The organism is Leifsonia sp. L25 (genome assembly GCF_050632895.1).
Window position 1 is genome coordinate 38,344 of record NZ_JBODRZ010000006.1, and the last position, 22,914, is coordinate 61,257.

The following is a 22,914-nucleotide window of genomic DNA, read 5'->3' on the forward strand; positions in this document are numbered from 1 at the left end:
TCAAGCATCGCCGGACTTCTCTCAGCGAGTTGGCGGCGAGGATGCCGCCCGGCGGGGATCAGCGGCCGGGAGGCGAGTCGGCGTTGACCTCGTCGGCGCCGAGCGCGCCGATCTCCTCGGTGAGCTGGAGGCCCTGGGCGCTGTTGGAGGAGAGGGTGAGCTGTTCCAGCCACTGCTTGTTGATCGACGGCTGACGTCCGCCGCTGTAGCGGAACAGCAGCGGGATGGCCGGGTCGACCCAGATGGCGCTCCGGCCGTCGCCGACGCCCTGCTCGTCGCGCCAGGAGAAGAAGAAGCCTTCTTTGCGCCGCAGCTTGAGTCCGACCACGATCTGGAGGTGCGCGAGGACTCGGTCCTCGAATCCGATCTCGGTCGTACCGCCGTAAACGAGCTTGCCCATGCGAGAACCGTACCGGAATCCCCCTGAATGCATGCATTCGACGCGGGAAACCGCGCGGAGGCCTCCCGTGCTGGGGGTATGGTCGCACGGTGGAACCTCGACGCGTCCTCGTCACCGGCGCCACCGGCTACATCGGCGGCCGGCTGGTGCCCCGCCTCCTGGAGCGCGGCTACCGGGTGCGGGTGCTGGTGCGCTCGCCCCTCAAACTCACCGACGTCCCCTGGGCGCCCGACGTGGAGGTGGTGAAGGGCGACCTCCACGACCGCGCGTCCGTCGCGGAGGCCGTGCGCGACATCGACATCGTCTACTACCTCGTGCACTCGATGCGTGCGACCGGCGACTTCGACGAAGAGGAGGCGGATGGAGCGCGCTCGGTCGCCGAGGCGTCCGCGTCGGCGGGCGTGAGCCGGATCGTCTACCTCGGCGCGCTGCACCCCGACGGCCCGCTGTCCCGGCATCTGCGCTCCCGCGTCGCGGTCGGCCGCATCCTGCTGGACTCCGGCGTACCCACCGTCGTGCTGCAGGCCGGTGTCGTCATCGGCTCGGGCTCGGCGTCGTTCGAGATGATCCGGCAGCTGACCGACGTCCTGCCGTACATGCCGGCGCCGCGCTGGGTCCGCAACCGCATCCAGCCGATCGCGGTGCGCGACGTGCTGCACTATCTGCTGGCGGCCGCCGAGCTGCCGCCGGAGGTGAACCGCGCCTTCGACATCGGCGGCCCCGACATCCTCCGCTACGGGCAGATGATGAACGGCTACGCGCTGGAGGCCGGGTTGCGGCAGCGGCCGATCGCCTCGCTGCCCGTGTTCACCCCGTGGCTGGCGTCGCAGTGGGTGAACCTGGTCACGCCGATCCCGCGGGCGCTCGCTGTTCCCATCATCGAGTCGCTGCAATACGACTGCGTGATGCGCGACCACGACATCGACGTGGTGATCCCCCGCCGGAGGGCGGCCTCACCGGCTACCGCGCGTCCGTCCGTCTGGCGCTGGCGCGGCTGCGTGCCGGGACGGTCGAGACGAGCTGGCAGGACGCCTCGGTGTCCGGGGCGCCCAGCGATCCGCTGCCGAGCGACCCCGACTGGTCGGGCCACACCGTCTTCGCCGACGTGCGCGAGCGGACCAGCACGGCGCCGCCCGAGGAGGTCTGGCGGGTGATCGAGGGGATCGGCGGCGACCGGGGCTGGTACTCGTTCCCGCTCGCCTGGGCTCTCCGCGGCTGGCTGGACAAACTGGCGGGCGGGGTGGGCCTGCGCCGCGGCCGGCGCGACGCCGACCGATTGCAGACCGGCGACGCCCTCGACTGGTGGCGCGTCGAGGCCATCGAGCGCGGATCGGCGCTGCGGCTGCGTGCCGAGATGCGGGTCCCCGGTCTCGCCTGGCTGGAGTTGGGCGTCACGCCGGACGGAACGGGGTCCCGGTACCGTCAGCGCGCCGTCTTCTTCCCGCACGGGCTCGCCGGCCGGCTGTACTGGCTGGCGATCCTTCCGTTCCACGGGATCATCTTCGCCGGGATGGCCGAGCGGATCGTCGTGGAGGCCGAGCGGGCGTCACGTTCCAGGCCCGGGGACGGAGTCACTCCGGCGGGGCCGTGACGAGCGTCGTCGCGCTGAGGTCGTGGAGGAAGCGGGTGACGATGTCGCGTTCCCCGGGGCTGAGCGCCCGGGCGACCTCGAAGCGCCTGGCGTGTTGCAGCCCCATCGTGCGGCGCACCTGGCGGTGGGTCTCCGGAGTGATCTCCACCGTGACCGCGCGACGGTCGGTGGGGTGCGGCTTGCGGACGATGTGGCCCGCACGCTCCAGCCGGTCGAGCAGCTTCGTGACGGAGGCCGTCGAGATGTGCAGATGTTCGGCGAGAGCGCCGGCGGTCACCGCCACATCGGCGTTCATGGACGCGATGATGTAGCGCAGCGCCCTCATATCGGTCTCGTTGAGCTGCATCGCGGTGCGCGATTCGAAGCTGAGGCGCTGCTCGGCCTCCCGCCAGCCGCGGACGGCGTCCAGCACCCCGATGACCTGCTGCAGCTCCTCCTCGCTCAGGTCGTCGTGGCGGACGAGCTCCTGCCGCGGGTCGATCACCCGCGGGTCGATCAGCGACCCGGAGATGCGGCGGGCCTCATCCTTCGAACTCATGGGCACATCCTATTCCCCGCGTAAGAAGCGTGCTAAGTTATTTGCTAACCAGGCTAGGTAAAGGAGGTGGGAATGACCCAGCTTCGCCCCGAACTGACGGAGCACCACCCCGATCCGGAGGTCTCGGCCGGGGACGTCCCGGCCCCTGACCCCGTCGAAACCGACCTGCGCTCGGTCGAGCACGAGCTGTCCGCCTTCCTCTCCGCCCGAGCGCACGGCGCTGCGGCGTACGGCGAGGATTACGCCCGCCTATGGCAGGCCGTCGAGGAGTCCTCCCGCGGCGGCAAGCGGCTGCGGCCCCGGCTCGTGCTGTCGGCGTTCCACGGACTGGCCGGCTTCGGGCGCGCAGATCACCCTGACCGCGCTGCCGACCAGGATCACATCGCTGACGGTGGCCGTGCCGCCGCCGTCCAGACCGCCGTCGCCTTCGAGCTCCTGCACAGCGCCTTCCTGCTGCACGACGACGTGATCGACGGCGACACCGTGCGCCGCGGCCGTCCGAACGTCGCCGGTGAGTTCAGCGCGGACGCTCTCTTCCGGGGAGCCGGGATCCCACGCGCCCGGCTCTGGGGAGAGTCCGCGGCCATCCTCGCCGGCGACCTCCTGCTGCACGCCGCCGCCCAGCACATCGCGCGCCTGGCTGTCGCGGAGGCCACGCGCGCGCGGCTGCTCGACCTGATCGACCAGGCCGTCTTCGTCACAGCCGCGGGGGAGCTGGCGGATGTCGGACTGGCCACCGGGATGTCCGCGAGTGGGCTGCCCGATGTCCTCGCGATGACCGCCTCCAAGACCGCGGAGTACTCGGTCTCAGGGCCGCTCGCCGCGGGCGCCCTGCTCGCGGGCGCGGGCGACGATGTCGTGGAGCTGCTCGCCCGCTACGGCCGGCTGGTGGGCGTCGCCTTCCAGCTCGGCGACGACCTGCTCGGGGTGTACGGCGACGCGACCGTGACGGGCAAGACCGTGGTCGGCGACCTCCAGCAGGGCAAGGAGACCACGCTCATCGCCTTCGCCCGGGGCACTGCGCAGTGGCCCGACCTGGAGCCGCTGTTCGGGCGGGACGACCTCGGCCCCGACGGCACCGCGGAGCTCGCAGCGGGCCTCGAACGCTGCGGCGCGCGCGCCTTCGCCGAGCGTCTCCTGGCCGATCACGTGGCCGCGGCCGTCGCCGCACTGGACACCCCGCTGCTGCCGTCCGCGCTCGCGGCGACGCTCACCGGCGTCGCACGCGGCTGCGTCGGGAGGGCGGCATGACCCGCACCGAGCCGTCGGCGTCCGGAACCTCGCCGGACGGGCTGCCCGCCTCTGCCTCCGACACCGACCTCACCCTCTACAGCCGGGCCGCGCACCGCAGCGCTGCCACGATCATCCACCAGTACTCCACCTCGTTCGGGATGGCGACCAGGCTGCTGTCGCCGTCCGTCCGCCCCCGGGTCGAGGACGTCTACGCGCTCGTCCGGGTCGCCGACGAGATCGTGGACGGGGCGGCGGCCGAGGCCGGGCTGACCGGCGAGCAGATCGGGGACGTGCTCGGCGCTCTGGAGGACGACACCGAGCGGGCGCTGTGCACCGGTTACAGCGCCAATGTCGTCGTGCACGCTTTCGCCCGCACGGCGCGATCGGCCGGCTTCGGCGCCGAGCTGACCCGGCCGTTCTTCGCCTCCATGCGCCGGGACCTCGACCCCGTCGACTTCACCGCCGAGGAGCTCAGCGCCTACGTCTACGGTTCAGCGGAGGTCGTCGGGCTGATGTGCCTCGCGGTCTTCCTCGCCGACTCGCCCGTGCCGGACGCGACCCGGCGCCGGCTGGAGGCCGGAGCACGCCGGCTCGGGGCGGCGTTCCAGAAGATCAACTTCCTGCGCGACCTCGCCGTCGACTACGCCGAGCTCGGCCGCAGCTACTTCCCTGGCATCGACCCGGCACGCCTCACCGAGCGGCAGAAGCTCGCGCTCGTGGTGGACATCGACTGCGACCTGGGCGCGGCGGCCGACGCCATCCCGGAGCTGCCCGAGAACTGCCGGCGTGCCATCGCCGCCGCCCACGGACTGTTCTCCGAGCTGAGCGACCGGATCCGGCAGACCCCGGCCCCCGAGCTGCTCACGCGCCGGGTGCGGGTGCCCAACGGGGTCAAGCTCGCGATCCTGTTGCGGGCCTCCACCGGGTCGCTGCGGTGACGGAGCGCCCGATGGACGCCGACCGGATCGACGCCGACCGGATCGTCGCCGATCGTGTCGCCACCGATCGTGTCGTCATCGTCGGGGGCGGGATCGCCGGGCTCGCCACCGCGGCGCTGCTCGCGCGGGACGGCCGCCGGGTCACCCTCCTCGAGCAGCGCGACGCGCTGGGCGGCCGGGCCGGCTTGTGGGAGGCGGACGGCTTCCGCTTCGACACCGGACCGTCCTGGTACCTGATGCCGGAGGTGTTCGACCACTTCTTCCGGCTGCTCGGAACGAGCGCCGCCGAGCAGCTCGACCTGGTCACCCTCGACCCGGGCTACCGGCTGTTCGCGGAGTCCGGCGGCGATCCGCTGGACGTCCGGGCAGACGGCCGGGGCAACCGTGCCCTGTTCGAGAGCCTGGAGCCGGGCGCCGCGGCTGCGCTCGACCGTTACCTGGAGAGCGCGGCCGAGACCTACCGGCTGGCGGTCGACCGCTTCCTCTACGCGACCTTCGCCACGCCCGGGGCGCTGTTGGACCCGGCGGTCCTCCGCCGCGCCGCGCGCCTGGCGCGTCTCCTGCTCGAACCGCTCGATCGCTACGCCGCGGGCTTCGTGCGCGACACCCGTCTCCGCCAGCTTCTCGGCTACCCGGCGGTCTTCCTCGGCACGTCGCCCGGCCGGGCGCCCAGCATGTACCACCTGATGAGCCACCTCGACCTCGACGACGGCGTCCGCTACCCGATGGGCGGCTTCACCGAGCTGATCCGGCGGATCGCGGCGCTCGCCGAGAGCGCGGGCGCGGAGCTGGTGACCGGGGCGCGGGTCACGGCGATCCGCACGGAACCGGGACGGGGGCGCCGCGCGCGTGCGACAGGCGTCGAGTACGTCGACGCCGCGGGGCGCTCGCGAGTCGCGGAGGCGAACGTCGTGGTCTCGGCCGCGGACCTCCACCACACCGAGACCGCTCTGCTGCCGCCGTCGCTGCGCACCCATCCCGAGCGGAGCTGGGACCGACGCGACCCCGGGCCCGGCGCGGTGCTCGCGATGCTCGGTGTCCGCGGCGCCCTTCCGGAGCTCACCCATCACAACCTGTTCTTCACCACCGACTGGGAGGCCGGCTTCGCGCGCATCTACGGCGCCCGGCGCGGCTTCGGCCGGGGAACGGTCCTCCCCGACCCCGCATCCCTCTACGTCTGCAAGCCGAGCGCGACCGACCCGGGCGTCGCTCCGGAGGACTCCGAGAACCTCTTCCTGCTCATCCCCGTCGCCGCCGATGTCTCCATCGGCCGCGGCGGGGTGGACGGCGCCGGCGACCGGCTCGTGGAGAAGACGGTCGACGCCGCGGTCGCCCAGGTCGGCGCGTGGGCCGGCATCCCGGACCTCGCCGACCGGATCGTCCTGCGCCGAACGGTCGGCCCCGACGACTTCGCGCAGGACTTCAACTCCTGGATGGGCGGTGCCCTCGGGCTCGCGCACACCCTCCGGCAGAGCGCGTTCTTCCGCCCGGGGAACGCGTCGAAGCGAGTCGACGGCCTCCTCTACGCCGGGTCGTCGACCATCCCGGGGATCGGCCTCCCCATGTGCCTGATCAGCGCGGAGCTGGTGCTCAAGCGACTCCGCGGCGACGACAGTGCGGCGCCGCTGCCGGAGCCGCTGCACCCGGTCACGGCGGGGGAGCGCGTCCCGTGATCCTCGCCTACCTCGCCTGCCTGCTGGTCGCGCTCGGCGCGCTGGTGATCCTCGACCGGCGGTTCGCGCTGGTCTTCTGGCGCGGCGGCGCCGCACGGAGGGCCGCCCTGACGCTCGCGGCCGGGCTGGTCTTCTTCCTGGCCTGGGACGTGCTCGGCATCGCGCTCGGCGTCTTCGCCCGCGGCCGGTCGCCGTTCATGACCGGCATCGAGCTCGCGCCGCAGCTCCCGCTGGAGGAGCCGGTCTTCCTGGCCTTCCTCTGCTATCTGACGCTGGTCCTCCTGTTCGGGACGCGCGCGCTGCTCGACCGGCGGGAGCACGGATGACCTACCCGCTGCTCAGCGCGGCGTTCCTCGCGCTCGCCGCGGCCGTTCTCGTCGTCGGCCTCGTCCGCGCGCCGGAACGCGCCCGCCTCGTGCGGCGCTGGACCGTCCCGGCCGTCGTCGCCGGTGTGGTGCTGGTGGTGCTCACGGCCGTCTTCGACAACCTCATGATCGCGGCCGGCCTGATGACATACGCTGCTGCGGCGATCTCCGGAGCGCACCTCGGTCTCGTCCCGGTCGAGGACCTGGCGTATCCGGTCGCGGGGCTCATGCTGCTCCCGGGGCTCTGGTTGCTGCTCCGGCCGAGGCCGCACGAGTCGGGCAGCACCCGCGAATCGACGGCGGACGCACGCACCCACGCTCGGAGCCGCCGATGACCACGACGGTCGCGCCGTCCGCCGCGCGCCAGCTCCTGCTCGCCTCCCGCCCGCTGAGCTGGATCAACACCGCCTTCCCGTTCGCCGCGGCGTACCTGGTGACCACCGGCCGGGTCGACGCCGTGCTGATCGTCGGTACGGTGTACTTCCTCATCCCGTACAACCTGGCGATGTACGGGGTGAACGACGTGTTCGACTACGAGTCGGACCTGCGCAACCCGCGCAAAGGCGGCGCGGAGGGCGCCCTGCTCGACCGCGGCATGCATCGGCGCACGCTCCTCGCTGCCGCCGTGACGAACGTGCCGTTCCTGGTCTTCCTCATCGTGGTCGGTGCACCGCTGTCGTGGCTGGTGCTCGCCGCGAGCGTCTTCGCGGTGCTGGCGTACTCGGTGAAGGGGCTGCGGTTCAAGGAGGTCCCGTTCCTCGACTCCGCGACATCCAGCTTTCACTTCGTCAGCCCGGCGCTCTACGGTCTCGTCCTCGCCGGCGCCGCCTTCACTTCGGCGCTGTGGCTGCTGCTGCTCGCGTTCTTCCTGTGGGGCGTCGGCAGCCACGCGTTCGGCGCGGTGCAGGACGTCGTACCCGATCGGCAGGCCGGCATCGCGTCCATCGCGACCGCGCTCGGCGCCGCGCGCACCACGCGGCTCGCCATCCTGGCCTGGGCCGCCGCCGGTATCGCGATGCTCGGCACCGCGTGGCCGGGCACGCTCGCCGCCGTGCTGGCCATCCCGTACATCCTCACGGCCGCGCCCTACTGGTCGGTCCCCGACACGCGTGCGAGCGCCGCCAACCGTGGCTGGCGGCGCTTCCTCTGGATCAACTACGCGAGTGGATTCGTGGTGACGCTGCTGCTGATCGGCTACGCGCTCGGGTCGGCCCGCTAGCTGTTCTGCGGCACGAGCTGCTGGAGGCTCCAGCCGTTGCCGTCCGGGTCGGTGTAGGAGATGAACCGGCCCCAGGCCTGCTCGTCGACGCCCTGCGCGTCGATGCCGTTGCCGCGCAGGTGCTCGAGCGCGGCGTCGGCGTCCGGGATGACGATCTGCAGTCCCTTCATCGTGCCCGGCTCCATGTCGGTCAGCCCCTCGCCGAACGCGATCGAGCAGGCCGAGCCGGGAGGCGTCACCTGCACGAACCGGAGCGTGTCGGAGACGCGCTGGTCGAAGTCGGCGTTCCAGCCGAGCGCGTCCACGTAGAACGCCTTGGCCCGCTCCACGTCGCTGACGGGGACGATGATGAGTTCGATGCGCCAGTCGCTGATGGTCATGTTTCCTGCCCTTCCGGTCGGTGTGAATCCAGGCTATTGCGGCATGCGGTCACATTCCGTCCTCAATCAAAATCGAGCGAATCCACGGATCCGACCGCTACTCTCGGGAACCATGAGTGACAGTCCCGCCGCGCCGAGCGCCTACGAGGTGCTCGGCGTCAGCGCGACCGTCAGCCAGGAGGAGCTGCGCCGCGCCTACCGCCGGCTCGCCCGACTCACCCACCCGGACACCGGCGGCACCGCCGAGGCGTTCCAAGCCGTCCAGTACGCCTGGGAGCAGGTCGGCGACCCGGAGGACCGGGCGCGCTACGACCGCGGCGAGTCCCTGGTGATGGACGCCGTCTCCGGCGAGTCGGGCGGCGGCGGCTTCAGCGCCACCGTGCACCCCACCCGGTCGGCGGGCCGCGGGCCGACGGTCCGGGCACGCAGCTACGGCCACCCCGGAGGCCGCGCCCGCGAGCGCTTCCTCACCCTGATGCGCGAATGGATGGGCCGCGGCACGGATCTCGCCGACCCGTACGACCCCGCGCTGGTGCGCTCGGCGCCGCGTGAGATCCGCATGCTGCTGGCGGAGGCGCTCGCCGAGGAGGCCACCGCCCGCGCCGTCTCCGGTCTCGGCATCGGCTTCACGATCTGGAACGACGTCGCCGTGCACCCGGCCACCGACGCGAAACTCGACCACATCGTCCTCGGGCCGGCCGGTTTGTTCGCCGTCCGCTCCGCAGACTGGGGCAGCCCGGTGAAGCTGGCCAAGGGTGAGCTGGTCGGCTCCGGGATCGCGCACGACGAGGAGCCCTTCCACGAACTCCACAACTCCGCCAAGAGCTTCGGTCGCCAGGCCGGCGTCCGCTTCACCGGCCTGATCGTGGTCGTCCCGGACGACGCCCTGGCGGTGCCGCTCGATGTCGTCCAGCGCGGCCGGCTGGCCGGAGCCACGGTGGTGCGCCGGTCCCTGCTGCCGAAGATCCTCCGCGACGGCGCCGACGCGGCGGGCCGCGCGAGCGTGGACCGCGCCTTCGAACTGCGGCCGCGGCTGCAGGAAGCCGTGCGCTTCGTCTAGACGCCGCCGGGATCCCGCGGCAGAGTTGGCGGCATGGTCAACGCAATCGACATCTTCAGCGGCTTCAGCGTGAACGACATCGACGCCGCCCGCGACTTCTACCGCGACGCCCTCGGCCTGGACGTGACGGAGGGTCCGATGGGCAACCTCGACATCGCCCTCCCCAGCGGCGGCCACGTCTTCGTCTACCCGAAGCCCGACCACACCCCGGCGAGCTTCACCATCCTCAACCTCGCGGTGGACGACATCGACGCCGCGGTCGACGAGTTGAACGCCAAGGGCGTGGTCACCAAGATCTACGACGACGAGGACCTGCCCACCGACGAGAAGGGCGTCGCCCGTGGCCGCGCGGCGAACCGCGGGCCGGACATCGCCTGGTTCCGCGACCCCGCCGGCAATGTGATGTCGGTGCTCGCGGGCTAAGTCAGCCGCGCCAGCAGTCCCATCGCGTCGTACGGCGCGCGCACCTTCAGGTCGTTGTCGAAGTACGCGTACACATCCAGGCCCTCCCTCAGCCGCCCGCGCAGCTCGCCGGCCCAGCGGTCCAGCGCCTCGTCCGAGTACCCGCTCGCGTACAGCTCCTCGTCGCCGTGCAGCCGCACGTACACGAAGTCCGCCGTCGTCTCGCGCAGCACCGGATAGCGCCCCGCCGTGTCCGCGAGAACGACCGCGACACCGTGGTCGCGGCAGATGCGCGAGAAGGCCGGGTCGGCGAAGCTCGCATGCCGGGCCTCCACCGCGTGACGGAGCGGGCGGTCGTCGGTGCCGGAGTAATCGGTCCGGTCCTGCTCCAGGGTCGCGTCGGCGGCCAGCGCGCGGGCCGCGGCCGTCGTGGCCGGCAGCATCCCGAGGAAGTCGTCCAGCACCTCCGGGTCGAACTGCAGGGTCGGCGGGAGCTGCCAGAGCAGCGGGCCGAGCTTGGGTCCGAGCGTCAGCACGCCCGACGCGAACAGGTTGGCGACCGCGCCGCGCGCGTTCTTCAGCCGCAGGATGTGCGTGATGTAGCGGCCGGCCTTGACCGAGAACACGAAGTCGTCCGGGGTGCTGGCCGCCCAGTTGCGGTAGCTGGAGGGTTTCTGCAGAGCGTAGAAGCTGCCGTTGAGCTCGATCGAGTTCAAGCGCTCGGAGGCGTACTCGAGCTCGGCGCGGTGCGGCAGGCCCTTCGGATAGAACGCGCCGCGCCAGGGCGCGTACGTCCATCCCGAGATGCCCACCCGCGCCTGCGCCATCAGCGGCCCCTGAGCTGATCCAGGAGGCGGCGGTCGCGCTTGGTCGGACGGCCGGCGCCGCGCTCGCGCGTGACGTCCGACGGGGTCTCGGCCTTCGGCGGCGGGGGAGGCGTGCGGTCCTCGAAGCACTCCGCCGCGATCGCCGCGCCCACGCGCTTCACGATCAGCCGGCGGGCGATGTAGATCTTCTCGGAGCCGCCGACGTAGGCGCGCACCTCGTCGCCGACCTTCACCTGCTGCGAGGGCTTCGCCCGGTCGCCGTTCACCTTGAGGTGCCCGGCCTTGCACGCGTCGGAGGCAGCCGAGCGCGTCTTGTAGAGCCGCACCGCCCAGGCCCAGGCGTCGACGCGGACGGCGGTCGCGCCGCCCGGCGCGGTCCCGCTCATCGCGCGGCGGAAGGCTCCGCGGAGCGTTCCGCCTCCGCCTCCTCGGCGAGCGACGCCTTCCACTTCACCAGGCTGCGCACCGTCCTGCTGCGGTCGCTCGCCAGCGCCTCCATGACGTCGGCGGGCACGGAGTAGTTGACCGCCACCCACCCGCGCACGGTCTCCGACCGATCGGTCGCGAGCGCCCGCAGGATGTCGCACGGCGTCGTCTCGTTCTTCGCGACACAGCCCCGCACACCTTCGTCGGGGTCCTTCGCGAGCGTCTCGAACAGGTCCACTGGGGTGTTGTAGCTGGACGCGACGGCTTCCCGGATCTTGGGGTTCGGGTCGGCGGCGAGCAGACGGAGTCTCCGCAGCTTGCTCTCGGTCACCTCCGGCGCCGGGTGCAGCGCGGCGGCCTCCTCTGCCGTCAGCATCGCCGGGCGGTGATCGCGCATCGCCTGGCGCTGCGCGGGGGTGTTGAAGCGGATGCACGACATGCCTCCACGGTACGCGCTCGATCCATCGAAAGGCGGCCGTGACATCCAGAGAGTGAACAGCCTCCCAGCCGTGGCGGGTTAACGTGAATACATGGATTCACTGCTCCGACGGCTCGACCGGATCGCGGGCGGACGCCACGCCGGTTACACCGTCCCGGAGGAGGGGCGCGACCACCCGCGCACGCGCCGCGCGTTCGTCGTCATCGCCTGGCTGCTGGTCGCCGAGCTCGTCGTCGGCACCACCGCCGTCGTCATCGCCTCGGTGCTCACCTTCGACGGCGCGCCGGTCCCGTTCGCGGTCTGGATGCGCTCCGTCGTCGTGCTCGGGATGACCGTGACACTGTTCTACTTCGCCTGGCGCGCGCAGAAGGGCTACTACTGGGCCTACTCCCGGCTGCGGCTGTTCGCGAAGATCTTCCCCGTCGTCACGCTCGTCATCGCGGCGATCCCGGGCCTCTACCCGTTCTGGATGGTCACCGAGCAGATCGTGTTCAGCCTGATCCTCATCGGCGTCGCCGACTACCTCGACTCCGACCACATGCGGGAGGCCTTCCCGCGGCCGGCGCGCGCGGTCACGACCGCGCCGTGACGGCCTCCCGCCGCGGCGCGGGAACCATGGCACGACCGGCGACGTGCGGCGCTGGTACTGCGCGTACTCGGGGTAGCGCGAGCGCGAGATGCTCTCGGTGAAGACCGTCGAGCCGATGAAGAGCCCGGTGAGCAGCAACGGCCCGATCACGGTCCACTGCAGCAGCGAGCCCGCCGCGGCGCAGCCGAACAGGAAGACCACCCACCACTGGGCCTGCTCGCAGAAGAAGTTCGGGTGCCGCGAATAGCGGAACAGCCCGGTCTGCAGGAAGCGCGGGCTCGGTTCGCGCCCTGCGTCGACCTCCGCCTTCTTCCACTGGTGGAAGTCCCACTGCTGCTGGTCGGCGATCGTCTCGCCCGCGAGCAGCACCAGGAACAGCACGGCGCACACGACGTCGAAGCCGTTCAGCGGCGTCGGATGCTGGAACGCGGTCCAGGCCGGGAGGGCGATCAACAGGAGCAGCACGTTCTGGTAGATCACGATGAAGAACAGGTTGAACACCGCGAAGGCGCCCGGGCCCATCCGGCCGCGCAGCACCTCCCAGCGGTAGTCCTCGCCACCCGGCGCGTAACCGCCCTTGCGCGCAAAATTGAAGGTCAACCGCGCGCCCCACAGCGTCACGAGCCCGGCCATCAGGTCGAGCCTGGCGTCCTGGAGACCGGCCGCGATCGCGAACACCCAGACGTAGACGACCGGCACGACGGACCAGATCCGGTCCACCCAGGAGTGCTCGCCTGTGATCAGCGACAGCACCCACGTCGCGGCGCACACGCCCGCGAGGATCCAGAGGCACAGGGAGAAGGGCTCCACGCCCACATCCTAGGGTCCCAGACCGCCCTCGACGGGAGGACCACGGTCAGTAGAGTGGAATCGTGGATGGTGTCGGCGCGGTGAGCTCGCGCGTGTGGACGATCCCGAACGTCCTCAGTTTCTTCCGGCTGGCTCTGGTGCCGGTGTTCCTGGCGTTCGTGATCACGGGGGAGGACGCGCTCGCCCTCCTCGTCCTCGTCGTCTCCAGCATCACCGACTTCCTGGACGGCTGGCTCGCCAGGAAGCTGAACCAGATCTCACGGCTCGGGCAGCTCCTCGACCCGGCCGCCGACCGGCTCTACATCTTCGCGGCCCTCGTCGGCCTCGCCTGGCGGGAGGTCATCCCCTGGTGGCTGGTGGCGGTGATCGTCGCGCGCGACGTCATGCTGGCGGTCCTCGGCGTGATCCTCGCGAACCACGGCTACGGCCCGCTGCCGGTCCACCACCTCGGCAAGGTCGCCACGTTCTGCCTGTTCTGGGCACTGCCGCTGCTCATGCTCGGCGAGGCGTTCGACCCTCTCGCGCCCTACTCGCTGCCGCTCGGCTGGGCCTTCGCGCTCTGGGGCGCCTTCCTCTACTGGTGGGCCGGCATCGTCTACATTCGGGAGACCGCCCGGGTCATCCGCCTTCCGGCCGATGACAGCGGGCCACATTCCGATAGGCTTGACCACGAGGAGGTTGACGGTGCCTGACGAGAACTACCCTGGATGGGCTTCTGCTGCTGACGACGGCCGCGACGCCGAGAACCCCCTGCGCGAAGCCGCGACGGGGAACGAGGACACGACGGCGCGCTTCGGCGAGGAGTTCATCTCCAAGATGTTCCCCATGGACGGGGAGATCAGCCCCGAGGAGCAGGAGGCGATCGCGGCGCTGCCGTCCGGCTCGGCACTGCTCATCGTGCGGCGCGGTCCCAACACCGGCGCGCGGTTCCTCCTCGACTCCGACGTCACGAGCGCGGGGCGTCATCCCAACGCCGACATCTTCCTCGACGACGTGACCGTCTCGCGCCGCCACGCGGAGTTCACGCGCCGCGGCACGGCCTTCGAGGTCCGCGACCTGGGCTCGCTCAATGGCACGTACTACGACGGCGTGCGCATCGAGAGCGCGCTGCTGAGCGACTCGTCCGAGGTCCAGATCGGCAAGTTCCGCCTCACGTTCTACGCCTCACGGCAAGACCTCGCCGCCGCGGCGAAGAACTAACGAACCAGTGGCCCGGCAAGCAGCGAGGGCGCACACCGCCCCGCCCGCACTGCTCTCGATCGGCCAGGTGCTGGCGCGCCTGACCCCCGAGTTCCCGGACCTGTCGTCGTCCAAGCTGCGCTTCCTGGAGGAGCGCGGGCTCATCTCGCCGTCGCGCACGGCGTCGGGCTACCGCAAGTTCTCGCCTGCCGACGTCGAGCGGCTGCACACCGTGCTGGCGATGCAGCGGGACAACTACCTCCCGCTCAAGGTCATCAAGAAGTACCTCGCCGCGGTCGACGCGGGGAGAGCCCGCCGCTGCCGGGCGGTGCGCGCGAAGGCTCGGCGTCGATGCTCCCCGCCGGCCGCCGGTTCAAGCGCGATGAACTGCTCCGCGAGGCGGGCGCCACGCCCGAACTGCTGCAGGAGGCGGTCAGTGCGTCGCTGATCGCGCCCGCCGAGGTCTACGGCGAGGAGACGCTGACGGTGCTCCGCGCGCTCGCCGAGCTGGCGCGCACCGGCATCGGGCCGCGCCACCTGCGCGGTTTCCGCGCGGCTGCTGAGCGCGAAATCGGACTGATCGAGACCGCCCTGGTGCCCCTCGCGCGCCGCAAGGACGTGACGGCCGGGCCGCAGACCGCAGAACTCGCCCGTGAGATCGCGGGGCAGCTCGACGTGGTCCGGGGCAGCATCATCCGCGCGGCGCTGGCCCGACTCCAGCCCTGACCGGCTCGACACGCCGACGACGTTTTCCGGATGTCGTTGCCCGGCGACCGGGGGATGGGTACCGTTGTTGAAGCGCCTCATCACGAAGCGCCCGATACGTCAACCGAGGGGCAGTCATCATGAGCGAACTGAGTCGTGACAACGACGCCGCCCGGTACGATCTGGGGCTGTTGTTCACCGACGGCCTGCCCGAGATGGACGACGCCAACGGCTACCGCGGCGCCGTCGCGGCCCGCGCGGCCGGCATCTCCTACCGACAGCTCGACTACTGGGCGCGCACCGGCCTCGTGGAGCCCACGGTCCGCGGCGCGGCCGGCTCCGGCTCGCAGCGCCTGTACGGCTTCCGCGACATCCTCGTGCTCAAGCTGGTCAAGCGCCTCCTCGACACCGGCATCTCGCTGCAGCAGATCCGGACGGCCGTCAACCAGCTCCGCGAGGCGGGCGTCAACGACCTGGCGCAGACCACGCTGATGAGCGACGGGGCGAGCGTCTATCTCTGCACGTCGAACGACGAGGTCATCGACCTGGTCAGCCGCGGCCAGGGTGTCTTCGGAATCGCCGTCGGCAAGGTCCTCCGCGAGGTGGAGTCCTCCCTCGTCGAGCTCGACACCCAGGGCGACGACCTCGACGAGCTTGCCGCCCGCCGCGCCGCCAAGTCCAAGGCCTCCTGAGCCGCACCTTTCGCAAACCGTCGAGTACGTCTTTGTCTGCGTACTCGGCGGTTTTTCGCTGAGTCCGTGCGTACTCAGTTGCCAGTTGCCAGTTGCTAGTTGCCAGTTGCTAGTTGCCGGCTGCGGCGTACTCGCCGATCTTGGCGGTGCGGAGGACGCGCTCCAGGAGGAGATCGAAGTTGTGCGCCATCTCCTGCGCACTTTCACCCGGCCAGACGTGCAGAGGCTTCGCGGCGCCCTGCGCCTGCTGCAGCGACGTGCGCTCGGGGAGCTGGGGCGCGAGCACCAGCGGGCCGAACATGTCGCGCAGCTCCTTGATGCGGAACTGGTGCTCCAGCGACTGCACGCGGGCACGGTTGACGATGATGCCGAGCGGCTGGAGGCGCGGCGAGAGGCCACGGCGGATCTCCTCGATCGCGCGCAGCGCGCGGTCGGCGGCGGCCACCGAGAACAGACCGGGCTCGGTCACGACCGCCACGCGGTCGCTGGCCGCCCACGCCGTGCGGGTGAGCGCGTTGAGCGACGGGGCGCAGTCGATCAGCACGAGCTCGTAGTCGTGCTCCACGTTGGCCAGCGCCTCTTCGAGCTTCCAGATGTCGCGGATGCTCGGGTGCGGACCGTCGAAGTTGATAGCGGACGGGCTGCCGATCATGACGTCGACCTTGCCCGGGCGTCCCTTGGTCCAGCCGGAGGGCGCGATCGCCGCCCGGACGATCTTCTCCTTGGGGGAGGCGAGCACGTCGGCGACGTTGAGGTGACCGGCGACCTGGATGTCCATGCCGGTCGAGACGTCGGACTGCGGGTCGAGGTCGACGACCAGCGTACGGAGCCCTTTGGCGAACGCCGCCGAGGCCAGACCAAGCGTCACCGTGGTCTTTCCGACACCGCCCTTGAGGGAACTAACGCTGAGTACGTGCACGACAGCCACGTTACCTTCACTAGTCTTGGAGTACCTAACCGTTTGCTGTGTGGTGCCGACCCCTGCTCGAAAGGTCCCCATGTTCCGTAAGATCCTCGTTGCCAATCGCGGTGAAATCGCCATCCGGGCATTCCGTGCCGCCTACGAACTGGGCGCCGCGACCGTCGCCGTCTTCCCCTACGAAGACCGCAACTCGATGCACCGGCTGAAGGCGGACGAGGCCTACCAGATCGGCGAGCCCGGCCACCCGGTGCGCGCGTACCTGGATGTTCAGGAGATCATCAGGGTCGCCAAGGAGTCCGGCGCGGACGCGATCTACCCCGGCTACGGCTTCCTCTCCGAGAACCCCGAGCTGGCCGAGGCCGCCCGCGCGGCGGGCATCGCCTTCATCGGCCCGCGCGCCGAGGTGCTCGAGATGGCCGGTAACAAGGTGACGGCCAAGGAGCACGCGATCGCCGCGGGCGTGCCGGTCCTGAAGTCCACCCCGCCGTCGCGCGATATCGAGGAGCTGCTGGCGGGAGCCGACGAGATCGGGTTCCCGATCTTCGCCAAGGCGGTCGCCGGCGGCGGCGGCCGCGGCATGCGGCGCGTCGCCCGCAAGGAGGACCTGCGCGCGTCGCTCGAGGAGGCCATGCGCGAGGCCGACAGCGCGTTCGGCGACCCGACCATGTTCCTGGAGCAGGCCGTCCTGCGCCCGCGCCACATCGAGGTGCAGATCCTCGCCGACGGCGACGGGAACACCATCCACCTGTTCGAGCGCGACTGCTCGGTGCAGCGCCGCCACCAGAAGGTGGTCGAGATCGCTCCCGCCCCGAACCTCTCGGACGAGATCCGTCAGTCGCTCTACCGCGACGCCGTCGCGTTCGCGAAGTCGATCGGCTACGAGAACGCCGGCACGGTCGAGTTCCTGCTCGACACCGCCGGCGACCGTGCGGGCGAGCACGTGTTCATCGAGATGAACCCGCGCATCCAGGTCGAGCACACGGTCACCGAGGAGATCACCGACGTCGACCTGGTGCAGTCGCAGATCCGCATCGCCGCGGGCGAGACACTGGCCGACCTCGGCCTCAGCCAGGACTCCGTGCAGATGCGCGGTGCAGCCCTGCAGTGCCGCATCACCACCGAGGACCCGACGGCCGGCTTCCGCCCCGACACGGGCAAGATCACCACCTACCGCTCGCCGGGCGGCGCCGGCATCCGCCTCGACGGCGGCACCATCAACCCGGGCGCGCAGATCAGCCCGCACTTTGACTCCATGCTCGCCAAGCTGATCACCCGCGGTCGCGACTTCCCGGCCGCCGTGCTGCGTGCGCGGCGTGCGCTGGCCGAGTTCCGCGTGCGCGGCGTCGCCACGAACATCCCGTTCCTCCAGGCGGTCATGGAGGACCCGGACTTCATCGCCGGCAACGTCTCCACCTCCTTCATCGAGGAGCGCCCCGAGCTCTTCAAGGGCCGTGAGTCGAAGGACCGCGGCACCAAGGTGCTCAACTGGCTGGCCGACGTCACGGTCAACCAGCCGAACGGCCCGCGCCCGGAGGTCGCCGACCCGGTCGAGAAGCTCCCGCGCCTCGACCTGAGCGTGCCCGCCCCGTCCGGCTCGCGTCAGAGGCTGCTCGAGCTCGGCCCGAAGGGCTTCGCCGACGCGCTGCGCGCGCAGACCGCCCTCGCGGTCACCGAGACCACGTTCCGCGACGCCCACCAGTCGCTGCTCGCGACCCGCGTGCGCACCAAGGACCTGCTCGCTGTTGCGCCGTACGTCGCCCGGCTCACGCCCGAGCTGCTCTCGGTGGAGGCCTGGGGCGGCGCGACCTACGACGTCGCGCTCCGCTTCCTCGGCGAGGACCCGTGGGAGCGCCTGGCCTCCCTGCGCGAGGCGCTGCCGAACATCAACATCCAGATGCTGCTGCGCGGCCGCAACACCGTCGGCTACACGCCGTACCCGACGCAGGTGACCGACGCGTTCGTGCGGGAGGCCGCCGCGACCGGCGTCGACATCTTCCGCATCTTCGACGCGCTCAACGACGTGTCCCAGATGCGCCCGGCGATCGAGTCGGTGCTCGCCACCGGCTCGGCGATCGCGGAGGTCGCGGTCTGCTACACGGGTGACCTGCTCGACCCGGCTGAGGACCTCTACACGCTCGACTACTACCTGCGCCTGGCGGAGCAGATCGTGGAGTCCGGCGCGCACATTCTCGCGATCAAGGACATGGCCGGCCTGCTGCGCCCGAGCGCCGCCGAGAAGCTGGTCGCGGCGTTCCGCGAGCGGTTCGACCTCCCGGTGCACGTGCACACCCACGACACCCCGGGCGGCCAGCTCGCAACGCTGCTCGCGGCGTCGCGCGCCGGCGCCGACGCGGTCGACGTGGCGAGCGCCCCGATGGCCGGCACCACCAGCCAGCCGAGCGCCTCCGCCCTCGTCGCGGCCCTGGCGCACACCGAGCGCGACACGGGCATCTCGCTGTCCGCGGTCGAGGACCTCGAGCCGTACTGGGAGGCCGTGCGCCAGGTCTACCGTCCGTTCGAGTCGGGCCTGCCGGGCCCCACCGGTCGCGTCTACAAGCACGAGATCCCCGGCGGCCAGCTCTCCAACCTGCGCCAGCAGGCCAAGGCGCTGGGCCTCGCCGAGGACTTCGAGCTGGTCGAGGACATGTACGCCGCGGCCAACCGGATCCTGGGCCGCATCCCCAAGGTGACCCCGTCGTCCAAGGTCGTCGGCGACCTCGCCCTGCACCTGGCGGCCGTCCGGGCGGACCCGGACGACTTCGCCGAGAACCCGCAGAACTACGACATCCCGGACTCGGTCGTCGGCTTCATGGCCGGTGAGCTGGGCGAGCTGCCCGGCGGCTGGCCCGAGCCGTTCCGCACCAAGGTGCTGGCGGGCAAGAACGTCAAGGTCGGCGTCGAGGACCTGCCGGCCTCCGACGCGGCGGCGCTGGAGGGCTCCAGCGCCGAGCGGCGGGCGACGCTCAACCGCCTGCTCTTCCCGGCACCCACCCGCATCTACGAGCAGATGAGGGAGCTTTTCGGCGACCTCTCGGTGGTCGACACTGTGGACTACCTGTACGGGCTCTCGCCGGTCGAGGAGCACGTCATCGAGTTCAGCAAGGGCGTGCGGCTCTACATCGGGCTGGAGGCCATCGGCGAGGCCGACGAGAAGGGCATGCGCACCGTCATGACCACGCTCAACGGCCAGCTCCGCCCGGTGTTCGTGCGCGACCGCAGCATCGTGGTCGAGACGAAGGCCGCCGAGAAGGCGGACTCCGCCAAGCCCGGGCACGTGGCCGCGCCGTTCTCGGGCGTCGTGACGCTGCACGTGGTCCCGGGCGATGTCGTCGCCGCGGGCCAGGCCGTCGCATCGATCGAGGCCATGAAGATGGAAGCGGCGATCACCGCCCCCGTCGCCGGCACGATCGAGCGCCTCGCCATTCCGAAGACCCAGCAGGTGGATGCGGGCGACCTCCTGGTCGTCATCACCCCCGCCTGACCGGCACGGTCCGCAGCGCTCCCCGCACAGTCGGGGAGCGCTGCGGCGTTCCCGGGCCGGGCGTCCGCGGTGTCGTGGCAGGCGGGTGGCCCGGTAAACTGTCGCAGTCGCCGCCGTCGTGCGGCAGGAGGAGTGCAAGCGTGGCAGACAAGCCGGAGGAGCCGGAACGCGGCGACCTCGCGCCGCGGGACGTCGAGCCGACGTTCAGGCCGTCCCCGCTCGAGGTCGACAGTAAGCTGAGCATCGCGGTCGACCTGCCTCCCGCCCCACGCCAAGAGGTCCCGGAGGACGAGGCCGCCGTCGCGATCGACGACATCCCTGTCGACCCGGGCTTCGTGGCGTCCCCGACCGAGCCCACCACGACCTCCGTCGCGATCGTCGCGTCGCGGCTGGCCACCGGCCCGACGCCGACGCAGGGGACCGCGGCGGACGGGGTCGCACCGCTGCCCGGCCACGACTCGCATGACGCCTACGCGCAGTCGCGCCGCGACCGCCTGCGCGGCGAGCACTCGCCGCAGCCCGAGCCCGCTGCGATGCTGACCGCCGACCGTCTGCTGGAGGTCAACCGCAAGACGCGTCCGGGTCCTGAAGGCCCCTGGCAGCGTTTCGTCTACAACACGACGTTCCGCATGGTCAACCTGGGCGACTCCGCCAAGGTGCGCGCTCGCAAGGAGCTCGACCACCGCATCCAGAAGCAGTTCGAGGGCGGCACCCGCTTCGTCCCGGTGCTCACCCGCAAGGGCGGCGTCGGCAAGACCACCGTCACGGCCCTGCTCGGGATGGCGCTGGCCGACGCGCGCGAGGACCGCATCATCGCGGTGGACGCCAACCCCGACCGCGGCACGCTCTCCGAGCGCGTTCCCAAGCAGACCCGCGCCACCGTTCGCGACGTCGTGCACAAGGCGGCGAGCATCGGCGGCTTCACCGACTTCTCGGCGCTCGTGTCGCGTGACGAGACCCGGCTCGACATCCTCGCCTCCGACACCGACCCGCTGCTGTCCGAAGCCTTCGACGAGAACGACTACAACGTCGTCGCCGACCTGGCGGCCCGGTTCTACTCGATCGTGCTGACCGACTGCGGCACCGGCATCGTCCACTCGGTGATGCGGGCCACCCTGCAGCGTGCGGACGAGATCGTCATCGTCTCCGGCGGCAGCGTGGATGAGGCGCGGCTCGCCTCCGAGACGCTCACCTGGCTGGAGGCGAACGGTTACACGGACCTGGTCCGCAACGCCGTCGTCGCCCTCAACACCGCCACGCACGCGACCAACCTGGTGAAGCTCGAGGAGATCGAGTCCCACTTCCGCTCGCGCGTGCGCGAGATCGTCCGCATCCCGTACGACCCGCAGCTCGCCGCCGGCTCCGTGGTCAACTGGAAGGACCTCAAGCCCCTGACCAAGCTGTCCGCCCGGGCGCTCGCCGCGCTCGTGGTGGAGGGCCTGCCCGCCGAGCGCGCCTGATCCCGCTCCCGTCCCACCCGCGCAGTCCGCGCCCGAGGAGATCCCTGTGACCGAACGTCAGATCCGCCTGTTCGGCGACCCCGTCCTGAAGACTCCGTCCGAGCCAGTCGGCGACATCGACGAGGGCGTCCGCGGCCTGGTCGAGGACCTGATCGACAGCGTCATCCCGCCGGGGCGCGCGGGCGTCGCCGCCCCGCAGATCGGCGTCGGCCTCCGGGCGTTCAGCTACAACGTGGACGGCGAGGTCGGCTACATCATCAACCCCGAGCTCGTGGAGGTCTCCGGCGAGCCCGAGCTGGTCGACGAGGGCTGCCTCTCGGTGCCGGGCCTGTGGTTCAAGACCTCCCGCTACCCGTTCGCCAGGGTGCGCGGCGTCGATCTGGACGGCAAGGAGATCGAGCTCTCCGGTACCGGCGTGATGGCGCAGGCGCTGCAGCACGAGACCGACCACCTCGACGGAAAGCTCTACCTCGACCGCCTGGACAAGGACACCCGGCGCGAGGCGATGCGTCAGGTGCGGGAGAGCGACTGGTTCTGAGTCCGTAGACTCGGTGCATGGACATTGCAGTCACCGGAGGATCGGGCAAGCTCGGGCGCACAGTCGTCCGCGAACTACGCGCGGCGGGTCACACCGTCGTCAACCTGGACACGACGGGGGAGCGCGGCCGCGGCTTCGTGCGTGTCGACCTGACCGACTACGGTCAGACGCTCGACGCCATTCTGGGCGTCAACGACCTGCACGACGGCTTCGACGCGATCGTGCACCTGGCCGCCATCCCGGCGCCGGGCATCCTGAGCGACGTCGCGACTTTCCACAACAACATCCGCGTCACGTACAACGTCTTCCAGGCCGCGCGCCGCGCCGGCATCAAGAACGTGGTCTATGCGTCCAGCGAGACGGTGCTCGGTCTCCCGTTCGATGTCCCGCCGCCCTACATCCCCGTGGACGAGGACTACCCGGCACGCCCGGAGTCCACCTACTCGCTGGTCAAGCACCTCGAGGAGCAGATGGCGATCGAGCTGGTGCGCTGGGACCCGTCGCTGAAGATCGTCGCGCTGCGGTTCTCGAACGTGATGGAGCCGGCCGACTACGCGGCCTTCCCGTCCTACGACGCGGACGCGCGGGGACGGAAGTGGAACCTGTGGGGCTACATCGACGCCCGCGACGGGGCCCAGGCCATCCAGAAGGCGCTCGAATGGGACACCACCGGCTTCGACCGCTTCATCATCGCCGCGGCCGACACGGTCATGTCGCGGCCCAATGCGGAGCTCGTGGCCGAGGTCTTCCCCGGCGTCCCGCTCAAGCGCGACGACCTCGACAACAACGAGACCCTGCTCTCCATCGACAAGGCGCGCCGCGTGCTGGGCTACGCCCCCCAGCACTCCTGGCGCGACGAGGTGTAGCGCTCCGCGATTCGTGCCGAATGTCGCGTCTGGCTCCGCCATTCGCGACATTCGTGCCGAATCGCACCATGGCGCGAACTGACGATTCGTGCCGAATGTGCGCTTTGCCGCGGCGATTCCCGCGATTCGTCACGAATCTCGCGTTGTTGCAGCGATTTCGACATTCATCACGAATGTGCCC

At 70.9% G+C, this 22,914-nt stretch carries 23 protein-coding genes and 2 pseudogenes; 17 read left to right on the forward strand and 8 right to left on the reverse strand.

Features of this window, described 5'->3' with window-relative positions; genetic code table 11:
- Positions 1 to 58: 58 nt before the first annotated feature.
- A complete protein-coding gene (locus ACRAWC_RS26750) occupies positions 59 to 400 on the reverse strand; it encodes an ATP-dependent DNA ligase (protein WP_369962945.1) in 342 nt (113 codons plus the stop codon).
- Between the two features lie 89 nt (positions 401 to 489).
- On the opposite strand from ACRAWC_RS26750, the pseudogene ACRAWC_RS26755 reads away from it, so the two are divergent.
- Positions 490 to 1,991, forward strand: a pseudogene (locus tag ACRAWC_RS26755) (SDR family oxidoreductase).
- On the opposite strand, the gene ACRAWC_RS26760 reads toward ACRAWC_RS26755, so the two are convergent.
- Positions 1,972 to 2,529 carry a MarR family winged helix-turn-helix transcriptional regulator gene (locus tag ACRAWC_RS26760; RefSeq protein ID WP_431350191.1) on the reverse strand — a complete coding sequence of 186 codons (558 nt, stop codon included), beginning with the start codon at positions 2,527 to 2,529 and terminating at the stop codon, positions 1,972 to 1,974. The pseudogene ACRAWC_RS26755 and the gene ACRAWC_RS26760 overlap by 20 nt on opposite strands.
- Positions 2,530 to 2,601: 72 nt before the next feature.
- On the opposite strand from ACRAWC_RS26760, the gene ACRAWC_RS26765 reads away from it, so the two are divergent.
- Genes ACRAWC_RS26765 through ACRAWC_RS26790 form a run of 6 tightly spaced genes read left to right on the forward strand, consistent with a single transcriptional unit; the run spans position 2,602 to position 7,957 of the window.
- The gene (locus tag ACRAWC_RS26765) at positions 2,602 to 3,780 is read left to right on the forward strand and encodes a polyprenyl synthetase family protein (RefSeq protein WP_431350192.1); all 1,179 of its coding nucleotides are present in this window, start codon (positions 2,602 to 2,604) and stop codon (positions 3,778 to 3,780) included.
- Positions 3,777 to 4,700, forward strand: coding sequence for a phytoene/squalene synthase family protein (locus tag ACRAWC_RS26770; protein ID WP_431350193.1), 924 nt, complete (start codon positions 3,777 to 3,779; stop codon positions 4,698 to 4,700). The genes ACRAWC_RS26765 and ACRAWC_RS26770 overlap by 4 nt, the downstream gene beginning before the upstream one ends.
- Before the next feature lie 11 nt (positions 4,701 to 4,711).
- Positions 4,712 to 6,373, forward strand: coding sequence for a phytoene desaturase family protein (crtI, locus tag ACRAWC_RS26775; RefSeq protein WP_431350194.1), 1,662 nt, complete (start codon positions 4,712 to 4,714; stop codon positions 6,371 to 6,373).
- Positions 6,370 to 6,699, forward strand: a complete 330-nt coding sequence (locus ACRAWC_RS26780) for a lycopene cyclase domain-containing protein (protein WP_431350195.1) — start codon at positions 6,370 to 6,372, stop codon at positions 6,697 to 6,699. The genes crtI and ACRAWC_RS26780 overlap by 4 nt, the downstream gene beginning before the upstream one ends.
- The gene (locus tag ACRAWC_RS26785) at positions 6,696 to 7,073 is read left to right on the forward strand and encodes a lycopene cyclase domain-containing protein (protein ID WP_431350196.1); all 378 of its coding nucleotides are present in this window, start codon (positions 6,696 to 6,698) and stop codon (positions 7,071 to 7,073) included. The genes ACRAWC_RS26780 and ACRAWC_RS26785 overlap by 4 nt, the downstream gene beginning before the upstream one ends.
- The gene (locus tag ACRAWC_RS26790) at positions 7,070 to 7,957 is read left to right on the forward strand and encodes a prenyltransferase (protein WP_431350197.1); all 888 of its coding nucleotides are present in this window, start codon (positions 7,070 to 7,072) and stop codon (positions 7,955 to 7,957) included. The genes ACRAWC_RS26785 and ACRAWC_RS26790 overlap by 4 nt, the downstream gene beginning before the upstream one ends.
- On the opposite strand, the gene ACRAWC_RS26795 is transcribed toward ACRAWC_RS26790, so the two are convergent.
- Positions 7,954 to 8,337 carry a glyoxalase superfamily protein gene (locus tag ACRAWC_RS26795; protein WP_431350198.1) on the reverse strand — a complete coding sequence of 128 codons (384 nt, stop codon included), beginning with the start codon at positions 8,335 to 8,337 and terminating at the stop codon, positions 7,954 to 7,956. The genes ACRAWC_RS26790 and ACRAWC_RS26795 overlap by 4 nt on opposite strands.
- 112 nt (positions 8,338 to 8,449) lie before the next feature.
- Between ACRAWC_RS26795 and ACRAWC_RS26800 the strand changes: the two genes are divergently transcribed.
- Together ACRAWC_RS26800 and ACRAWC_RS26805 are read left to right on the forward strand one after the other, a co-directional pair.
- The gene (locus ACRAWC_RS26800) at positions 8,450 to 9,397 is read left to right on the forward strand and encodes a J domain-containing protein (RefSeq protein ID WP_431350199.1); all 948 of its coding nucleotides are present in this window, start codon (positions 8,450 to 8,452) and stop codon (positions 9,395 to 9,397) included.
- 33 nt (positions 9,398 to 9,430) lie between these two features.
- On the forward strand, positions 9,431 to 9,820 hold the full coding sequence (locus tag ACRAWC_RS26805; RefSeq protein ID WP_431350200.1) for a VOC family protein: 390 nt from the start codon (positions 9,431 to 9,433) through the stop codon (positions 9,818 to 9,820).
- Here ACRAWC_RS26805 and ACRAWC_RS26810 read toward each other — a convergent pair.
- From ACRAWC_RS26810 to ACRAWC_RS26825, 4 genes are all read right to left on the reverse strand, one after another.
- Positions 9,817 to 10,626, reverse strand: a complete 810-nt coding sequence (locus tag ACRAWC_RS26810; RefSeq protein WP_431350201.1) for a DUF72 domain-containing protein — start codon at positions 10,624 to 10,626, stop codon at positions 9,817 to 9,819. The genes ACRAWC_RS26805 and ACRAWC_RS26810 overlap by 4 nt on opposite strands.
- Positions 10,626 to 11,012, reverse strand: coding sequence for an RNA-binding S4 domain-containing protein (locus ACRAWC_RS26815; protein ID WP_431350202.1), 387 nt, complete (start codon positions 11,010 to 11,012; stop codon positions 10,626 to 10,628). The genes ACRAWC_RS26810 and ACRAWC_RS26815 overlap by 1 nt, the downstream gene beginning before the upstream one ends.
- Complete coding sequence (locus tag ACRAWC_RS26820) at positions 11,009 to 11,491, reverse strand: hypothetical protein (protein ID WP_431350203.1); 483 nt, start codon at positions 11,489 to 11,491, stop codon at positions 11,009 to 11,011. The genes ACRAWC_RS26815 and ACRAWC_RS26820 overlap by 4 nt, the downstream gene beginning before the upstream one ends.
- A 97-nt stretch (positions 11,492 to 11,588) precedes the next feature.
- Positions 11,589 to 12,890 carry a DUF1295 domain-containing protein gene (locus ACRAWC_RS26825; RefSeq protein WP_431350204.1) on the reverse strand — a complete coding sequence of 434 codons (1,302 nt, stop codon included), beginning with the start codon at positions 12,888 to 12,890 and terminating at the stop codon, positions 11,589 to 11,591.
- A gap of 62 nt (positions 12,891 to 12,952) precedes the next feature.
- Between ACRAWC_RS26825 and ACRAWC_RS26830 the strand changes: the two genes are divergently transcribed.
- The 4 genes and pseudogenes from ACRAWC_RS26830 to ACRAWC_RS26845 all read left to right on the forward strand — a co-directional run bounded on the left by ACRAWC_RS26830 (position 12,953) and on the right by ACRAWC_RS26845 (position 15,466).
- Complete coding sequence (locus tag ACRAWC_RS26830; protein ID WP_431350205.1) at positions 12,953 to 13,582, forward strand: CDP-alcohol phosphatidyltransferase family protein; 630 nt, start codon at positions 12,953 to 12,955, stop codon at positions 13,580 to 13,582.
- 58 nt (positions 13,583 to 13,640) lie between these two features.
- Positions 13,641 to 14,090 (forward strand): FHA domain-containing protein, encoded by a 450-nt coding sequence (locus ACRAWC_RS26835; RefSeq protein ID WP_431350247.1) that lies wholly within the window; start codon positions 13,641 to 13,643, stop codon positions 14,088 to 14,090.
- 7 nt (positions 14,091 to 14,097) lie between these two features.
- A pseudogene (gene ftsR / locus ACRAWC_RS26840) lies at positions 14,098 to 14,795 on the forward strand (transcriptional regulator FtsR).
- Positions 14,796 to 14,914: 119 nt separating this feature from the next.
- Positions 14,915 to 15,466, forward strand: a complete 552-nt coding sequence (locus ACRAWC_RS26845; RefSeq protein ID WP_345834675.1) for a MerR family transcriptional regulator — start codon at positions 14,915 to 14,917, stop codon at positions 15,464 to 15,466.
- Between the two features lie 109 nt (positions 15,467 to 15,575).
- Here ACRAWC_RS26845 and ACRAWC_RS26850 read toward each other — a convergent pair whose 3' ends face one another.
- The gene (locus ACRAWC_RS26850; protein ID WP_431350206.1) at positions 15,576 to 16,385 is read right to left on the reverse strand and encodes a ParA family protein; all 810 of its coding nucleotides are present in this window, start codon (positions 16,383 to 16,385) and stop codon (positions 15,576 to 15,578) included.
- A gap of 79 nt (positions 16,386 to 16,464) precedes the next feature.
- Here ACRAWC_RS26850 and ACRAWC_RS26855 point away from each other — a divergent pair, with 79 nt between their 5' ends.
- The 4 genes from ACRAWC_RS26855 (at position 16,465) to ACRAWC_RS26870 (ending at position 22,733) form a co-directional block, all read left to right on the forward strand.
- Positions 16,465 to 19,869, forward strand: coding sequence for a pyruvate carboxylase (locus tag ACRAWC_RS26855; protein WP_431350207.1), 3,405 nt, complete (start codon positions 16,465 to 16,467; stop codon positions 19,867 to 19,869).
- Positions 19,870 to 20,009: 140 nt separating this feature from the next.
- Entirely contained in the window at positions 20,010 to 21,329 is a 1,320-nt protein-coding gene (locus tag ACRAWC_RS26860) for an AAA family ATPase (RefSeq protein ID WP_431350208.1), read from the forward strand.
- 46 nt (positions 21,330 to 21,375) lie between these two features.
- Positions 21,376 to 21,867: a peptide deformylase gene (gene def / locus ACRAWC_RS26865; RefSeq protein ID WP_431350209.1), complete on the forward strand. Its 492-nt coding sequence runs from the start codon at positions 21,376 to 21,378 to the stop codon at positions 21,865 to 21,867.
- Positions 21,868 to 21,884: 17 nt separating this feature from the next.
- Entirely contained in the window at positions 21,885 to 22,733 is an 849-nt protein-coding gene (locus ACRAWC_RS26870) for an NAD-dependent epimerase/dehydratase family protein (RefSeq protein WP_431350210.1), read from the forward strand.
- The last annotated feature ends 181 nt before the right edge of the window (positions 22,734 to 22,914 follow it).